Source organism: Mumia quercus, assembly GCF_025506335.1.
Lineage (GTDB): Bacteria > Actinomycetota > Actinomycetes > Propionibacteriales > Nocardioidaceae > Mumia > Mumia quercus.
Genome location: NZ_JANZYO010000001.1, coordinates 310401 through 323758, shown reverse-complemented (window position 1 = coordinate 323758; position 13358 = coordinate 310401). Strand labels below are relative to the sequence as shown.

General features: G+C 70.1%; 10 protein-coding genes and 1 tRNA gene. 5 read left to right on the top strand and 6 right to left on the bottom strand.

What is annotated here, in order from left to right; genetic code table 11:
* The first annotated feature begins 92 nt into the window (after window positions 1-92).
* The 4 genes from pstS to pstB all read left to right on the top strand — a co-directional run bounded on the left by pstS (window position 93) and on the right by pstB (window position 4180).
* Entirely contained in the window at window positions 93-1190 is a 1098-nt protein-coding gene (pstS, locus tag NYZ95_RS01520) for a phosphate ABC transporter substrate-binding protein PstS (RefSeq protein WP_262848012.1), read from the top strand.
* 85 nt (window positions 1191-1275) lie between these two features.
* The gene (gene pstC, locus NYZ95_RS01515) at window positions 1276-2241 is read left to right on the top strand and encodes a phosphate ABC transporter permease subunit PstC (RefSeq protein ID WP_262848010.1); all 966 of its coding nucleotides are present in this window, start codon (window positions 1276-1278) and stop codon (window positions 2239-2241) included.
* A complete protein-coding gene (gene pstA, locus NYZ95_RS01510) occupies window positions 2238-3323 on the top strand; it encodes a phosphate ABC transporter permease PstA (RefSeq protein WP_262848008.1) in 1086 nt (361 codons plus the stop codon). Before pstC ends, pstA begins: the two co-directional genes overlap by 4 nt.
* Window positions 3320-4180, top strand: coding sequence for a phosphate ABC transporter ATP-binding protein PstB (gene pstB / locus NYZ95_RS01505; protein WP_372500443.1), 861 nt, complete (start codon window positions 3320-3322; stop codon window positions 4178-4180). The genes pstA and pstB overlap by 4 nt, the downstream gene beginning before the upstream one ends.
* 90 nt (window positions 4181-4270) lie before the next feature.
* Here the strand turns inward: pstB and NYZ95_RS01500 are convergent, their stop codons facing one another.
* The 5 genes from NYZ95_RS01500 to NYZ95_RS01480 form a co-directional block, all read right to left on the bottom strand.
* A complete protein-coding gene (locus NYZ95_RS01500; RefSeq protein WP_262848679.1) occupies window positions 4271-5263 on the bottom strand; it encodes an inorganic phosphate transporter in 993 nt (330 codons plus the stop codon).
* Window positions 5264-5283: 20 nt separating this feature from the next.
* A complete protein-coding gene (locus tag NYZ95_RS01495; RefSeq protein WP_262848006.1) occupies window positions 5284-5901 on the bottom strand; it encodes a DUF47 domain-containing protein in 618 nt (205 codons plus the stop codon).
* A gap of 92 nt (window positions 5902-5993) precedes the next feature.
* On the bottom strand, window positions 5994-6161 hold the full coding sequence (locus NYZ95_RS01490; RefSeq protein ID WP_262848004.1) for a hypothetical protein: 168 nt from the start codon (window positions 6159-6161) through the stop codon (window positions 5994-5996).
* A 236-nt stretch (window positions 6162-6397) separates the two neighbouring features.
* On the bottom strand, window positions 6398-8446 hold the full coding sequence (locus tag NYZ95_RS01485; RefSeq protein WP_262848002.1) for a S8 family serine peptidase: 2049 nt from the start codon (window positions 8444-8446) through the stop codon (window positions 6398-6400).
* Window positions 8447-8587: 141 nt separating this feature from the next.
* Window positions 8588-8660, bottom strand: a tRNA-Lys gene (locus tag NYZ95_RS01480).
* Between the two features lie 124 nt (window positions 8661-8784).
* Between NYZ95_RS01480 and NYZ95_RS01475 the strand changes: the two genes are divergently transcribed.
* Window positions 8785-10398, top strand: coding sequence for an APC family permease (locus tag NYZ95_RS01475; RefSeq protein ID WP_262848000.1), 1614 nt, complete (start codon window positions 8785-8787; stop codon window positions 10396-10398).
* Window positions 10399-10400: 2 nt separating this feature from the next.
* Here NYZ95_RS01475 and NYZ95_RS01470 read toward each other — a convergent pair whose 3' ends face one another.
* The gene (locus tag NYZ95_RS01470; protein ID WP_262847998.1) at window positions 10401-13220 is read right to left on the bottom strand and encodes a M4 family metallopeptidase; all 2820 of its coding nucleotides are present in this window, start codon (window positions 13218-13220) and stop codon (window positions 10401-10403) included.
* Between the last annotated feature and the right edge of the window lie 138 nt (window positions 13221-13358).

Here is a 13358-nt window from a genome sequence, read left to right as displayed (position 1 = left end):
TCACCTTCATCCGCCTGCTGCTTCACCTGCGCTGCCTAACGTCACCGTCGACAACGAAGAGATCGACATGACTTCCCAGAGAGGGAACGCACGTGAACCGCACCAAGCTCCGTGTGACCGCACCGCTGGCGTTCGCCGCCGTGGCCGCACTCACCCTGTCCGCCTGTGGTGCCGGCAACGAGGCCGATGCAACGGACGACAGCACCAGCAGCAGCCTCAGCGGGACGCTCAACGGCGCCGGCGCCAGCTCCCAGGAGGCAGCCGTCGCCTCCTGGCGGCAGGGCTTCCAGACCGCCAACCCGGACGTGACCGTCAACTACGATCCGGCCGGCTCCGGCGCCGGGCGTGAGCAGTTCCTCGCGGGCGGCACGGACTTCGCAGGCTCGGACGCCTATCTCGACGACGACGAGCTCGCCTCCGCCGAGGAGCGTTGCTCCTCGGACGTGATCGAGGTCCCGACGTACGTGAGCCCGATCGCGGTCATCTACAACCTGCCGGGCGTCGACGGGCTGCAGCTGTCGCCCGACACCCTGGGCAAGATCTTCGCCGGCACCGTCACCACCTGGGACGACCCTGCGATCAAGGCAGACAACCCGGACGCGACGCTGCCGTCGTCGAAGATCACCCCGGTGCACCGCTCGGACGACTCGGGCACCACCGAGAACTTCACCGCGTACATGGCCGCCGCGGCCCCGAAGAGCTGGGCCGCAGGCGAGGTCGAGACCTGGCCGATCAAGGGCGGTGAAGGCGCGCAGGGCACGTCCGGCGTCGTCGCCACCGTCCAGGGCGGCGAGGGCACGATCGGGTACGCCGACGCCAGCCAGGCCGGCGACCTCGGTGTCGCCTCGCTGAAGGTCGGCGAGGAGTACGTCGGCCCGAGCCCTGAGGCTGCCGCCAAGATCCTCGAGGCCTCGAAGCAGAAGGAGGGCCGCGGCGACACTCACCTCGTGATGGACATCGACCACACGACGACGGAGTCGGGCGTCTACCCCGCTGTGCTGCTGTCGTACCAGATCGCGTGCCTCCAGTACGACGACGAGGCCAAGGCCGACCTCGTCAAGGGCTGGCTGTCCTACGTCGCCAGCTCGGACGGCCAGCAGGCCGCTGCCGAGGGCGCAGGCTCCGCTCCGCTGACGAGCGCGCTCGAAGAGCGCATCTCCGCCATCGTCGACGAGATCTCGGCGAAGTGATGCCCCCGCGGGTGGCCGTCCGTACCGGGGGACCGGACGGCCACCCGCGGGTTGCTCTCCCCCGTCTCCACCAGAGGACCACCCTGTGACAGACACCTCCACACCGCCTCCGCCGACGGAGAACGCCGGATCCGCCCCCTCAAAGGGCCGGGTCGGCGATCGCGTGTTCCTCGGCCTGTCGAGGGGCGCGGCGCTGACGATCCTCGTGATCCTCGCGGGCGTCGCGATCTTCCTGACCGCCGAGGGGATCCCCGGGATCACCGCCTCGCCGGACGAGGTCAAGAGCGGCAAGACGTTCCTGGCGTTCGTGCTGCCCCTCGTGTTCGGCACGCTCTGGAGCGCCACGCTCGCGCTGCTGATCGCCGTGCCGCTGGCCGTCGCGGTGGCGCTCTTCGTCACCTACTACGTCCCACGCCGCTTCGGGCAGACCCTCGGGTACGTCATCGACCTGCTCGCGGCCGTGCCGTCGGTCGTCTTCGGTCTGTGGGGCATGCGCGTGCTCGCCGGCCAGCTCGTCGGACCGTACGAGTGGCTGGAGGCGAACCTCGGGTTCCTCCCGTTCTTCGGCGGACCCGCGTCGGCGACCGGTCGGACGATCCTCACCGCCGCGATCGTCCTCGCCGTCATGATCCTGCCGATCGTGACCGCCATCGCCCGCGAAGTGTTCCGCCAGACGCCGGTGCTCCTGCAGGAGGCCGCGCTCGCGCTCGGAGCGACACGGTGGGAGATGATCCGTACGGTCGTGCTGCCGCACGGACGCTCCGGGATGATCGGCGGCGCGATGCTGGGCCTCGGGCGTGCCCTCGGCGAGACGATGGCCGTCGCGATGGTCCTCTCGGCGTCGGGCGTCATCACCTTCAACCTCATCAGCTCGACGAACCCGAGCACGATCCCGGCCAACATCGCGCTGCAGTTCAACGAGGCCTCGGGGCTGACCGTGAACGCGCTGATCGCCTCGGGGCTGGTGCTCTTCCTCATCACGTTCGCGGTGAACTTCGGCGCGCGCGCCGTCGTCAACCGGCGCAAGGAGTTCTCGGGAGCCGACGCATGACGACCACCGCACCCTCGACGCCCGAGCGCGACACTGCGCCCGCGACGGTCCGCAGCTGGCACCAGCCGCAGCTCCCTCGCGGCGCCGGCTGGTACGCCCTGCTGCTCGCCGTCGTCCTCGCCTCCGGGCTCCACGTGGGACTCGGGCTCGCACTCATCCCGTCCCTGCTCGTCGGGTGGACGGTGCTCGGACTCGGCCTCCCCGCCCTGTCGTACGCGATCGAGGGACGCCGCAAGGCCTTCGACCGGCTCGTCACGGTCGTCGTCTCCAGCGCGTTCGCTCTCGCGATGGTGCCGCTGGTCTCGATCCTGTGGACCGTCCTCAAGAACGGGCTCCCGGTCCTGTCGTCGGAGTTCTTCACCTACTCGATGCGCAACGTCGTCGGCGAGGGCGGCGGCATCTACCACGCGATCTGGGGCACGGTCCTCGTCACGGCCGCCGCCGCGGTGATGGCGGTGCCGTTGGGGCTGCTGACCGCGATCTTCCTGGTCGAGTACGGCGGCGAGGGCCGCCTGGCCAAGATCATCCGCTTCCTCGTCGACGTGATGACCGGCATCCCGTCGATCGTCGCGGGCCTCTTCGCCTACGCGCTGTTCGTCATCTTCTTCGGACCCGGCGTCCGGATGGGGTTCGCAGGCGCGGTCGCGCTGACCGTACTCATGACGCCGGTCGTGGTCCGCTCCTGCGAGGAGATGCTCCAGCTCGTGCCGAACGAGCTGCGGGAAGCCGCGTACGCCCTCGGCGTCCCGCGGTGGCGCACGGTCGTGAAGGTGGTCCTGCCGACCGCCCTAGCCGGTCTCGTCACCGGTATCACGCTCGCCGTCGCCCGGGTGATCGGCGAGACCGCCCCGCTCCTCATCACGGTCGGGATCACCGACTCCACCAACGTCAACCTGTTCGACGGACGCATGGCGACGCTGCCCGTGTTCACCTACAGCTCCATCATGAGCCCCGGTGTCCCGCCGGAGCCGTCCATCGCACGAGCCTGGGGTGCCGCACTCGTGCTGATGCTGATCGTGATGGTGCTCAACCTCGTGGCCCGCCTCGTGACCTACTTCTTCTCTCCCAAGGACAAGCGATGAGCATGCGATCCGTACTCCGCGACTCCGCCACGGCGCCGGTCCCGACCGCGTCGGCCGCTGGCACCTCCCCGCGTCCTGCCGCGATCGGCATCGACGTGGAGGACCTCGACATCTACTACGGGGACGTCCACGCCGTACGCGGCGTGACGCTGGCGATCCCCGCGCAGTCGGTGACCGCCGTGATCGGCCCGTCGGGCTGCGGCAAGTCGACGTTCCTGCGCTCGCTCAACCGGATGCACGAGGTCGCCCGCGGTGCCCGGGTCGAGGGGACCGTACGCGTCGACGGGCGCGACCTGTACGCGCCGGGCGTCGACCCGGTGCTCGTCCGTCGCGAGATCGGCATGGTCTTCCAGCGCCCGAACCCGTTCCCCACGATGTCGATCCGCGACAACGTCCTCGCCGGCGTCCGTCTCAACGGCGGTCGGCTCAAGAAGGACGAGGCGGAGGCGATCGTCGAGCGCTCCCTGCGCGGCGCCAACCTCTGGGACGAGGTCAAGGACCGGCTCAACCGTCCCGGCGCCGGCCTCTCCGGCGGTCAGCAGCAGCGGCTCTGCATCGCCCGCGCGATCGCCGTGGAGCCGCAGGTGCTGCTGATGGACGAGCCGTGCTCGGCGCTCGACCCGATCTCGACCAGCGCCATCGAGGACCTGATCGGCCAGCTCAAGGACTCGTACACGATCGTCATCGTCACCCACAACATGCAGCAGGCGGCGCGGGTGTCGGACGAGACGGCGTTCTTCAACCTCGCCGGAGTCGGCGAGCCCGGCCAGCTGGTCGAGTCCGGACCGACGACGAAGATCTTCTCGAACCCGGACAACCCGTCGACGGAGGCGTACATCACCGGGCGCTTCGGCTAGGCCGGCCCGGGTCCGACCGACCCGCACAAGGGCGCCCCTCCGACTCGCGTCGGAGGGGCGCCCTTGTCGTGCGGTTGGCGGCTGAGGCGGCTACGGGAGGAAGAGGCTCCCGACCCCGTACGTCGCGGCCGCGACCAGCGCGGCAGCCGGGATCGTCACGATCCACGCCAGGACGATGCCGCGAGCGACACCCCACCGAACGGCGCTGAAGCGCTTGGTCGCACCGGCGCCCATGATCGACGACGTGATCGTGTGGGTCGTGGACACCGGAGCGTGGAGACCGATCGCCATCACGTAGAGGACGGCCGCTGCCGTCGCCTCGGCAGCGAAGCCGCGCGCCGGGTCGAGGTGGATGATGCGACGGCCGAGCGTCCGCATGATCCGCCAGCCGCCCGAGTAGGTGCCGAGCGAGATGGCGGCGGCGGCCGACAGCTTGACCCAGAAGGGGATGCCGTCGTCAGCCGCGGCGTACCCGCCGGCCAACAGCGCCAGGAACATGACGCCCATCGTCTTCTGGGCGTCCTGGAGGCCGTGGCCCAGCGCCATCGCCGCCGCCGAGACGGTCTGCGCGAGGCGGAAGCCTCGCATCGTCCGCTGCGGGTTGCGGTGCCGGAACGCCCACATGATCCCCAGCATGAGCAGGAACGCCCCGGTGAATCCGACGACCGGCGAGATCACCATCGGGATGGCGACCTTGTCGATGACCGTGGCCCACTCGACGGTGCTCGCCGAGGCCACGCCCGCACCCACCAGACCACCGATGAGCGCGTGGGACGAGGAGGACGGGAGTCCGAAGTACCAGGTGATGAGGTTCCAGACGATGGCGCCGACCAGCGCCGACAGCACCACGGTGAGCCCGTGGTTGCCCTCGCCCTCGACCCCCTCGGCGATGATGCTGCCGACCGTGTCGGCAACCTCCGTCCCGAGGAAGGCCCCGATGAAGTTCATGACAGCGGCCATGAGGAGCGCGATGCGCGGTGTCAGTGCCCGGGTGGACACCGAGGTCGCGATCGCGTTCGCCGCGTCGTGGAAGCCGTTGGTGTAGTCGAAGATCAGCGCGACGCCGACGACGAGTACGACCATGACCAGGGTGAGATCCACCCTCAGGACTCCTTGACTGCGATCTGCTCGACCGTGTTGGCGACGGACTCGAGCGCATCCACCGCGTCCTCGAGCGACTCGACGACGTCCTTGAGCTTGAGGACCTCGAGCGCCTTGTACTCACCGGAGAACAGCTTGGCGAGGATGCGGCGGTAGTCGCGGTCGGCCTGGTTCTCGAGACGGTTGATCTCGATCCAGTACTCCGACAGGTCGGTCATCGTGCGCAGGCGCGGCATCGCCTCGGCGGTGAGCTCGCAGCCGCGCTGGATGACCTCGACCATCGAGGCCATCCGGGACGGCAGCGACTCGAGCTCGTAGAGGACGACCAGGTCACCGGCCTCGTCGATGAAGTCCATGACGTCGTCGAGGCTGCTGGCGAGCTTGTAGATGTCCTCGCGGTCGAACGGCGTCACGAACGTCTGGTTGACGCGGTTGATGATCGCGTGGGTCGTGTCGTCGGCCGCGTGCTCGACTTCGCTCAGCTGCTTGGCAACAGCATCACGGTCCGATGACGCGTCCAGCATCTTCGCCAGCAGGTTCGCGCCCTCCACGAGGTGGTTCGCGAGCTCGGTGAAGAGGTCGTAGAAAGATGTTTCAGCCGGTCGGATTCGCAACCGCACGACAAGCTCCCGTCAGGGTGGGGTAAGGCCGCATCAATGGTAGGTCCTGCCCCTAGCGCGCGCGTACGACACCCTGGGCTGAGGCGTCCGGGTCAGGCGCAGCCCCGCTGCGGGCGTACGCCGAGGATCTCGTCGACCATCTGCTGGCTCAGCGGACCAGGGGTCTCCGAAGCGGCGATCATGAGGTTGCTCGTCATCTCGATCTCGTCGAGCGCGTCCTGGTCTCGCAGACGGACGTCCAAGGGCTCAGGTGTCGCCACGGCTGCCTCCTTCGGACCGGATCGACGCGTACTTCTTCAGGCTACGTGGTGTTGTCCGGGCAGGTGCGACGGATCCGCGAATCGGTGAAAAATCGACGGACCTCGCATCGGGCCTCTCCCGGGGCGGTGCGGATCGACTCTTCTCGGGCGGCTCGACGACGGAATCCGTCGAGTAGTCGAGTGTTACAGGTGTCTTCCGCACCTCCCCTCGGCGGGTCGCGAGAGGGCTTCGCCGATCAGCGGACACGCAGGGTGACGACCTTCGAACGGGCGCCCGCGTACCTGCTGCTGGCGGGGACATAGGTCGCCGTGATCTTGTGCTTGCCGCGCTTGAGGGTGCGCTTGCCGAGCCGGTAGGTGGCTCGACCGGAGCGCACCTTGACCTTCTTGAGCACCTTCTTGCCGTCTCGGAAGACGACGGTGCCCGACGGTGCACCGGCGCCGACACGGACCGTGGCCTTCAAGGTCGCCCGCGTACGGCCGTACCGGGCGGTCTTCGGCGACACAGCGACCGCCACGGTCGACGACACCTTCGGGACGACCGCGGAGGACGGCGACGTCACCGCGGGGATGCTGAAGCCGGTCCTCACCCCGGTGACACGGACGGCGAGGCGCCGCCCGACGTCGGCGGGCTGGACCCGGTACGACGAGCTGGTCGCCCCGGCGATCGCCGCGCCGTTGCGCAGCCACTGGTAGCGGAATGCGGGCGAACCGAGCCACGTGCCGGTCGACGCGCGGACCACCGCACCAGGCCGCACGGCCCCGAGGACGCCAGGCGCCGAGAGCCGGACGGGGACCCGCGCCAGGTCGAGGATGCCCGTTCCGCAGGTGGCGGTGGTGCAGTCCCAGGGCGCGAGCCCACCGCCGTACCGGGGGAACGGCTGGACCGCCCCGCGCAGACCAGCCTCGATCTGCGCGGGCGAGGTCGTCCCCAGCGACGCGATCAGCGCGGCAGCGCCGGCGACGGCGGGGGCAGCCATGCTCGTGCCCTGGTACTCGGCGTACGCGGGGTTGGCGGGCACCGTGGTGCCGTCGTTCAGCGTGGAGAGCACACCGCGGTAGCCGAGCTCGTGAGCGATCTCGCCACCCGGCGCCGAGAGGTCGACGACCGAGCCGAAGTTCGAGTAGGAGGCGCGCTGGCCGTACTCCTCGATGGCGGCCACCGTCACCACCCCGGCGCAGTTGGCAGGCGTCGCCTGCGAGGCATCCATGTCCTCGTTGCCCGCGGCGGCGACGACCACGCTCCCGCGCGCCCGTGCCGCAGCGATGGTGGAGCTCCACAGCGCCGGGCAGGTCGCACTCTCCCCGCCGAGAGACAGGTTGATGACCTTCGCCGGTGTCGGGTTGACCGGCACTCCCGGAACGCTGCCACCGGACGCCCAGGTGATCCCGGCCAGGATGTCCGAGTCCGTGCCGCCGCACGCGCCGAGCACACGAACGTGCTGGACCTTGACGCCAGGCGCGTTGCCGGCAACTCCGAGCGCGTCCCCTGAGGCCGCCGCCACGATCCCTGCGACGTGGGTGCCGTGCCAGCTGCTGGCGTAGTTGTCGTCCGCATCGCACTGGCCGGTGACCACCCAGTCACCCAGATCGGAGGGATCAGCGTCACGACCGTCCCCGTCGCGGGCTCCGTCCGCGCCGCCGTCGGAGATCATGTCGAAGCCCGCGACGGTGTTGCCGTCGAGGTCAGGATGCGCGGTCCGGCCGGTGTCGACCACCGCGACGACGACCGAGCCGGAGCCTCGCGTCGCGCGCCAGAGCGCGGGGCTGTGGCTGCCGTAGCCCCCGGTCGGAAGAGGGGTGCCGTCCTCAGCGCTGGTCCGTGGGTCCCAGAGAGCCCACTGCTCGCTGAACAGCGGGTCGTTCGGCGTCACCGGGGACGCTGCGCGGATGGTCCGGTAGAGGTCCGGGACGGCGGAGGCAACACCGGGGAGAGCCGCGATCTCGGCTGCGGCGCGCTGCGCGTCGGCGAGCGAGGCGGGCTCGGCGAAACGGATCGCGCTCACGGTCGCGTTCACGGGCACCGTGGCAGCCGACAGCGGGCCCACCTCGTCCTTCGCGACCTTGCGGGCGGCAGCGGTCACCGCCGTCGAGCGTGCCGTCGCCTTGTCGTAGCTGACGATGACCCCCGCCGCGCGACGCGGAACTGCACCGCGCTCACTGACCTCAGCGGCCGCCTGCGCCTTCGCGGCAGGATCGGGGCCCGACGTGCCGCCGGACGTCTCGTCGGCGCTCGCAACGGTCGTCGCGCCCCCGATCAGCGCGAGCACCGTCGCGGTCGTCACGGCGAGAGAGAACCGTCGCAGACGGCGCGATCCAGACAAGGGCAGCATGGGCTCAGCTCCTGGGAAGGGCGGGATGGGAGCACCGTATGCCGCTGAGGGGGGTCGCGTGGCGAAATCCACGAGTTCCCGCGCGTCCTGGAGTAGGCCCCGTGGGACTCGAACCCACAACCCACGGATTAAAAGTCCGTTGCTCTGCCAATTGAGCTAGAGGCCCAGGGGACGGAGGTCCGACGCTCTCCTCACCCTGGGCGCCAGTATGCAGCAACACCGGGGGATGGCGACAAAGCCCGTCGTCTCCGCCGTGCCGAGGCCGCCCGGTCTGGATACCGTCGAGTGTGATGGTTGCGCCGCAGGCACCTCGCCGGTCGGTCGGACCGCTCGGGTTGACCTTCGTCGTCGTCGGCGGTGTCGTCGGGTCCGGGTTGCTGTTCGCCCCGCTGTTCGCTGCCCAGCAGGCGGGGCCCGCGGCGATCCTCGCGTGGCCGCTCGCGGGACTGTTGCTCATCACCGTGGTGCTCGTCTTCGCCGAGGTGTCCGCCATGCTCCCGGTCGTCGGCGGCCTGGCGCGCCTGCCGACCTTCAGCCACGGACCGGGCGTCGGCATCGCGATCGGGTGGGTGGCCTGGGTGGGATACGTGACAGCGGCGCCGATCGAGACGCAGGCGATGCTCGAGTACGCGAGCAACGAGGCCGCCTTCGACTGGCTGTTCGTCGCAGAGACCCCATCGGGCGGCGAGAGCGCGCTCAGCCTCCCGGGGATCGGTGCCGCCACCCTCGTCCTTGTCGCGTTCACCGCGCTCAACGCTTACGGAGTCGCGCTCTTCACGCGGGTCAACACGGCCCTGACCTGGGTCAAGCTCCTCATCCCGATCGCCGTCACCCTCGCGCTGCTGACCCACTTCTCCTCGGCCCCGATCCGGGAGACGGGCTTCGCACCCGAGGGACTCATGGGCGTCCTGAACGCTCTGACGACGGGCGGGGTCGTCTTCGCCTTCCTCGGCTTCCGGCACGCCCTCGACCTCGCGGGAGAGGCCCGGCGTCCACAGCGGACCATCCCGATCGCCCTCGTCGGGGGCATCCTCATCTGCACCGTGCTCTTCACGGCCCTCCAGCTTGGGTTCGTCGGCGCGGTCGACCCTGCCGAGCTCGAGGGCGGCTGGGGCGCCCTCGAGCGCGGTGGGGCCAACGGCCCGCTCTACGCGATCCTCACCGGCCTGGGCATGGCGTTGCTCGCGAAGTTGGTGCTCGCCGACGCCGTTCTCGGTCCGTTCGGCGCAGGGCTGGTCTCCACGGCCTCCACCGGACGGTTGGCCGTCGCGATCGCACAGAACGGGCTCTTCCCGCGCGCGGTGTCGGCCTTCTCGCGCCACGGCGTCCCTCTCCGCGCGATGCTGCTGAACCTCGCCGTCGGGCTGCTGCTGCTCCTCGCGTTCCGCGACGGCTGGTCGGAGCTCCTCTCCTTCAACTCCGGCGCGATCGTGCTGTCGATGTGCCTGGGCCCGATCACCGTCGTCGCGCTGCGGCGACAGGTCCCTGACCGCGCCCGGCCGTTCCGCATCCGCGGACTACCGGTCCTGGCGCGGGTCGCCTTCATCGTGGTCAGCCTGATCGTCTACTGGACCGGCTGGGACACGATGATCAAGCTGACCATCCCCATCGCGGCCGGCGCTGTAGTGCTGGCGTGGCGGGTGATCCGGGACCCGGCGCTGCGCCGGTCGCTGGCGATCCGGTCGGTCGTGTGGCTCGGCCCCTACTACGCGGGCCTGCTGGTGCTGACCCTCGTCGGCAGGTTCGGCGGCGGCCTAGAGCTGTTGCCTTCCGGACTCGACATGGTCCTCGTCGCCGGCTTCGCGCTCGTGATGTTCGAGTGGGGCGTGCGCTCGGCCCTGCCTGCGGACGCCGCCGCAGCAGCCGTCGCCACGGTGCCGGAGAGTGCTCGTGCAGATCCGTGAGGTCACCGTCTGACCTTGGCGGTCTTGGCCGAGGTCCGGGATGCGGTGGCGTACCCGGCCTTCGTGGCGGTCACCCTCACCGAGAGCCGCTTCCCGCGGTCCTTGCGGGTGAGCCGGTACTTCTTCGCGGTCGCGCCACGGATGGCCTTCCCGTTGCGATACCACTGCTGGCGGAGACGAACACCGCTCCCCCAGCTGCCAGGTCGGACGACCAGGACCTTCCCGACGCGGGCCTTCCCGCGGATCGTGGGCTGGGCGGTCGCCAGGCGCCCTGGTCGGATCGTCACCGGCGCGCTCGTCACGGCCCGGGCCGAGTAGCCGGGCGAGACCGCAGTGACGCGTACGGTGAGGTTCTTGCCGAGGTCAGCGGTCGTGACCTGGTACGTCGCCCGGGTCGCGTTCGTGATCGGAGCCCCGTTCCTCAGCCACTGGAACGTACGCGTGCCCGCTGCGGGCACCCACGTACCTGCGGTGGCGGCGAGCGCGTCCGGGAACCGTCCGGTGCCGCTGACCTTCGGCAGGGTCACGTTCGTGACCACCGCCGGGACGTCGCACGTGTAGACGACGATGTCGTCGAGATACCAGCCAACGTAGGAGGACCGCGCATCTCCGCGGACGGTGAACGTCGGACGGATCTGCTTCCCCGCGAACGTCGACAGATCGAGGCGGCTGCCGATCCAGCCGAAGCTGTCACCCGCGAACGCCGTCAGGCCCGCCGACGGGTTCGGGGCCGACGGGTCGTTGTCGAGGACGTCTTCAGGACCGTTGACCCACTCGAGGTCCGCCGTGCCTGTCGGCGCGGCCGTGCCGGTGTCGATCTCGAGCGTTCCGCCGTCCCAGTGCCTCGGGGTCGCTGCCGGTGTCCACTCGAACACGCGCCACTGCTGGAAGTGCAGGTAGGTCTTCTGACCGGTCGGCACCGTCAGTCTGTCGGTCGCGGTCAACGACGACTGGTACGGGTCGCCGAGGGTCGGGTCCGGGTCCTTCCCGAACCATGATCCCGTCCCCGAGATCGCGTTCGCCGGGGCGAACCGCGGGGCGCGACCCCACAGCGCCCCTGCGGTGAAGGTCGCCTGCGGGTCACCCGACTCGCCGTCGAGAAGGACCCGCTTAGTGGTGCCGGCCGGACAGGTCGCGCTCGCGTCCTTCACCACGGGGGCGAACGCCGGGGCGAGCGCCAGCTCGGTGGCCTCGGTCGCGGCCTGGACCTGCAGGCAGTCCGATGCCGTCATGCCCGGCGCCCCGGCCACGACGAAGTCGTGGCAGGTCTGGACGAGGGTACGGCCGAGGTCGGCGTAGTCGGATCCGGAGGTGAGGGAGAACAGGGTGCCGAGGTACAGCATGGCGGACTTGGTCAGCGTGGCGTCGTCTCCGTCGATCCCCGTGACCGTGCGCCCGTTGAAGGTCCCGCCCTGGGAGATCAGGAAGAACGTCTTGTTGCCGACGCCGCTGTTGAAGTGGATGCCACCCCGGTCTCCGTACGGGACCACACCGAGGTCGGTGTACCACCTGCTGCTCGTCATCTTGTCCGGGTCACCGAGCTGAGTCGGGTCCGCGAGGTCACGGAGCTCACCGATGGGGAGGTCCTCCCCGAGCGTCCAGCTGTCGGGGTCGTCGCCCTCGACGTCGTGGCGACGGTCGACGATCTCGCCCATGACGTCGGCCATCGACTCGTTGATCGCGCCCGACTGCCCCCAGGGGAACAGCGCCGACGACTTCTCGATGACCCCGTGGGTGAGCTCGTGGGCGACGACGTCGTCCGCGCCGGCGAACCCCTCGCCGAAGACGGTCTGCTCGCCGTTCCAGAACGCATCGAGGTGGGGGCAGTAGGTGGAAGCGGTGGAGCAGAACCGGACGGTGGACGCGAGCTTCTGTCGGCCCCCGACGTCGACGCCGAGAAGCGCGGTCAGGTCCGGCCCGCCGATCTGCTCGTAGAAGTCGGACGTCGCCGCGACATGCTCGTAGGCCGAGTCGACGTCATGCTGTCCCGTCGCCGGCTGCCCCTCGACGCGCGCGAAGTCTGTCGTGCACGACTCCACCGTCGCGCGCCGGACGTTGTCGTTGTCGCAGATGACACGGTCCAGGTGCGCGAGCAGATCGACCTCGGCGAGGACCTGCCCCGTACCGGCGTCGACGAGGACCATCCGCCGCACCGCTGCCCCGTCCGAGACCTCGAAGCGCCATGCGACGCGGGTCCCGGTGATCGACGGCAGGCCCGACAAGGCCGGGTCGACGATCCACCGACCGGCCGACTCGACGTCGACGCGACCGTCGACGCCCTTGGTGACGGCGCCGCGGGCGATCACGGCCGCCTCGCGCTCGGTGACGTCGGTCGCGGGGACCGTCGTGATGTCAGACGTCTCGGCGGCGATCGAGCCGAGCTGCCGGTCCTTCCGCAGGGACACCACGACCTCGCCGCCGAAGACCGGGAGGCCCTCGATCTCCTGCTTGTAGCGGACCACGTCCTGGCCGGCGGCGTTCCGGAAGGTGCCAGTCCGTACGAGGTTCGGAGGGGTGACGCCCTTCCCGAACGCCCGCCCGTACCGCGACAGGTGCTTGCGCGCGGCCGCGTCCACGCTGTCGTCACCGGACACGGTCGGGTTGTCGATGGCACCACGCTGCGCACCGGCGAACTCGAGCGTCGCGTCGGCGCCTTCCTCTGCCGTCAGCGACCGCGTGGCGTCGGCACGCAGGCGCGCGGCCGCTGCGGCGGCGGGATCGGCCGCCGCGGCTGCTGCCGGACCCTGGCCCCCCAGCAGACCCGCAGCGAGGGCGAGGCTCACCGCCAAGACCGCGACGCGGGGCAGACGCGATGACGTCATCAGGCTCCTTGAGATCGTCCACCGTGCGACGACGACGGATGTGGTGGTGGCGATATCCAACCGGACCACCCCGGCATCGGCTCCACCGGGCGGTCGTCGAGCAGCGTCGGCGTGCCGATCACGGCACACGGAGTGATG